Origin of the sequence: Dietzia sp. B44, from assembly GCF_014145245.1 — a bacterium.
Taxonomy (GTDB): domain Bacteria; phylum Actinomycetota; class Actinomycetes; order Mycobacteriales; family Mycobacteriaceae; genus Dietzia; species Dietzia natronolimnaea.
Map to the genome: position 1 here is coordinate 1 of NZ_JAALEF010000275.1, position 2,823 is coordinate 2,823.

Annotated in this window: 3 protein-coding genes; all 3 read left to right on the forward strand. The window is 69.7% G+C overall.

Translation table 11 applies throughout. The features are described from left to right. Window positions 1–556 precede the first annotated feature (556 nt). On the forward strand, window positions 557–1,195 hold the full coding sequence (locus tag G6017_RS09720; RefSeq protein WP_194307830.1) for a SipW-dependent-type signal peptide-containing protein: 639 nt from the start codon (window positions 557–559) through the stop codon (window positions 1,193–1,195). A 49-nt stretch (window positions 1,196–1,244) separates the two neighbouring features. Then, window positions 1,245–1,823, forward strand: coding sequence for a signal peptidase I (locus tag G6017_RS09725; protein ID WP_370650901.1), 579 nt, complete (start codon window positions 1,245–1,247; stop codon window positions 1,821–1,823). Then, window positions 1,820–2,823: hypothetical protein (locus G6017_RS09730; RefSeq protein ID WP_182617138.1), on the forward strand; the 1,004-nt coding region annotated here is incomplete at its 3' end. The genes G6017_RS09725 and G6017_RS09730, both read left to right, overlap by 4 nt.

Here is a 2,823-nt window from a genome sequence, read left to right on the forward strand (position 1 = left end):
GGCTCGACCGGCTGGACTCGGTCCTGGGCGGCGGCTGGCGTCGCGGCGACCGCGCGATGGAGCTGCGCCTGGCTTTACGTATGTGGGAACTCCGCGGCGCCTGAGCGCGCCCCTTCGCCACTCCTGAGCGCACCCCTTCCCCGCAATGCCGCGGTTGGCGGACCTCTCGCAGGGATTTCTGCTCTGGGACCTGCGAGATGCCCGCCACGTGGGGCTGTCACCTGAGTCGGGTGCCGCGGCCGGACTGGATGCCTCGTTGTTGCTGTCGTTGTTGCTGTCGTCGTCGCTGTAGTCGCGATCCGCCTCAGGCCTCCGACAGTCCTGGCACAGCGTCCAAATAGGGCTGCGACCTCGCAATACCCCGCAGTACGTAATATGAGACACATGTCAGGTTCGCAGGTGGGCGGCCCAATGGGCCGAAATCGCGAAACTGTGAGGTTGTAGACAGAAGGGCACTTTCCGTTTGCTACTCGCCAGTAGCTAAACGATAATAAATGAGACTCGTCAACAAAGACTGTTGACGCCCGCCCTCACCTCCCACCGGAAAGGCCCACCCATGAGCACCACGCCCCAGACCTCCCAGACCGCCGCGCCCACGCAGAACCGCCGCAAGAAGGCGCGGGCCATCATGGCCTCCGGTCTGGTGCTGGGCGTCGGCGCCGCGGTGACCCTGGCCGCCTGGTCCGACACCGCGTGGGGCGTGAGTGAGTTCGGTACCGGTGACAGCGCCTTCAACGTCCAGGCCTACTTCAACTCCACTCAGGGCTGGGACGAGTTCCTCACCCAGGACAAGGCCGGCACCATGCAGTTCGGACCCGCCTCCAAGGCCCTGGTCCCGGGAGTGCCCGTCTACCAGCTGGTGGGCCTGCACGAGAACAAGGGAAAGCTCGGCGCGGATGTCACCATCGCGCAGCAGAGCGTCGCCTCCAACGCGCTGACCAGCAAGGTCGCCGTGTCGATCGCCGAGCTCGGCGGTGGCTCGACCCCGCCGTCCAACTGCTCCGCTGCCGCCACCAACTTCAAGCCCGCCGGCACACTCGCCGCCCCCACGACGTCCACGACCCGCGTGGAGAAGAACGACTACAAGTGGCTGTGCTTCCGCGCCGAGCTCGCCCCGACCGCCGGACTGGATTCCGCCGGCATCGCGCCCGCCCCCGTGTTCTGGAACTTCGACGCGCAGAGCGACGACGCCTGACCCGCGACGACCACCTGATCCGAGACCGACGAACGACACGCGAGAGGTGATGGCCGTGCAGACCGCAGCACCGATGTCCCACAGCGGAACCCCGGCCCGCACCGCGGGAGCGCACCGCGCCCCCGGCAGGTCATTCGGCTCCTACCTCGCCGGCGGGCTGGCCAATCTGCTCGCCGCTGGCGGGGTGGTGGCGGTCGGTCTCGTGATCGCGGCGGTGACGATGAACATCACGCTCATCATGTTCAAGACCGGGTCCATGTCCCCCACGATCCCCACCGGCTCCGTCGCCGTGGTCAAGGAGATCAGTGCGGACGAGATCCGGGTGGGCGACGTCGTCACCGTCGACCGTCCCGGCCGGCTGCCCGTCACCCACCGGGTGATCGAGGTCCATCCGCAGGTGCCCGGCGAGGCGCTCATCCTGATGCAGGGCGACGCCAATCCGAACCCCGATCCGGGGATGTACCGGGTCGAGAGCGTCCGCAAGGTGCTGTGGTCGGTGCCCGGGCTGGCGAACGTGATCGTCTGGGCCGGGAACCCGCTGGTCCTGGGTTCGATCACCCTGCTCGCCGCGCTCGGGGTCCTGTGGACCTTCTGGCCGGGGCGCGATGACGACGAGGTCGGGCGGTGACCCTCCGGCAGCATCCGGTGCGGGCGCTCGTGGCGGTCCTCGGCGCCCTCGCCCTGCTCCTGACGACGGCCCTGGCACTCGGTTCGATCCGGCCCACCGAGGCGACGTGGTCCGACCGCGCAGTGGGCGCGGCCGAGTTCGGGGCCGCCAATCCGCACCAGAACACGCGCTTCGCCCGCGCGATGTCGACCTTCGGCCAGATGGAACGAGCGGTCCGGGACAGCGACGTCGGCGCCGTCACCGCCTTCCGCCAGAGCCCCGACACGTCCCGCCAGGTCGTCGGTCCGGCGACGCACAACAGCACCGGCTCCTTTCCCACTTACCTGCTCCCCCTGACCACCGTGGGATTCTCGTGCTCGACGCTCGATGCGCAGTCGCGGTGCGAGAACGGGAACCCCACCGGCGTGGCCTCCGCCACCGCCGGCGCGGTCTCCGAGACCCGATCTCTGGACGTGCGGACGGCCAGCATCCTGGGGGCGGACCTGGTCAGCTACTCGGGCAGGAACCCGATTCGCGCGACCGCGGCCTGCTCCCCCACCGCCGGGGCGGCGACCCTGAGCTCGGACGGGCCGGTGGTCCTGGGGCGGAACGGTCTCTTCGAGCAGGAGGTCCGCGTGGCGATGCCCGGTCCGAACTCGGAGCAGACGGGGTACCGGAGTTGGGGCAGCTACGACTACGTCGCCACCCTCCAGCACGTGAGGAAGGAGGGTCCCGGATACGCCCTGTCCCAGCTGCGGCTGCGCGTCAATGCCACCGGCACGGGCGGCGCCGAACGCTGGAACCTCACCCTGATCCTCGCTCACGCCGAGTGTGGGGTCGACCGGGCTGCCACGGCCGCCCCCACCCGCCCCCACAGCGGAGAATGGCCGATCCTCTCGGCACAGACCAACCGGATGATGGTCGCCCAGGCCGACGCGCCGGTCGCCACGCCGTCCGAGGTCGCCGCCGCCGACGGCCGCGAGGCCCCGAACGAGGAGCCGGACGAGGAGCCGGCCAGCGA

What these genes read in the sequence shown, in the direction of transcription:
- G6017_RS09720 (WP_194307830.1), top strand. Translation starts at nt 557, where the DNA reads ATGAGCACCACGCCCCAGACCTCCCAGACCGCCGCGCCCACGCAGAAC.
- G6017_RS09725 (WP_370650901.1), top strand. Translation starts at nt 1,245, where the DNA reads ATGGCCGTGCAGACCGCAGCACCGATGTCCCACAGCGGAACCCCGGCC.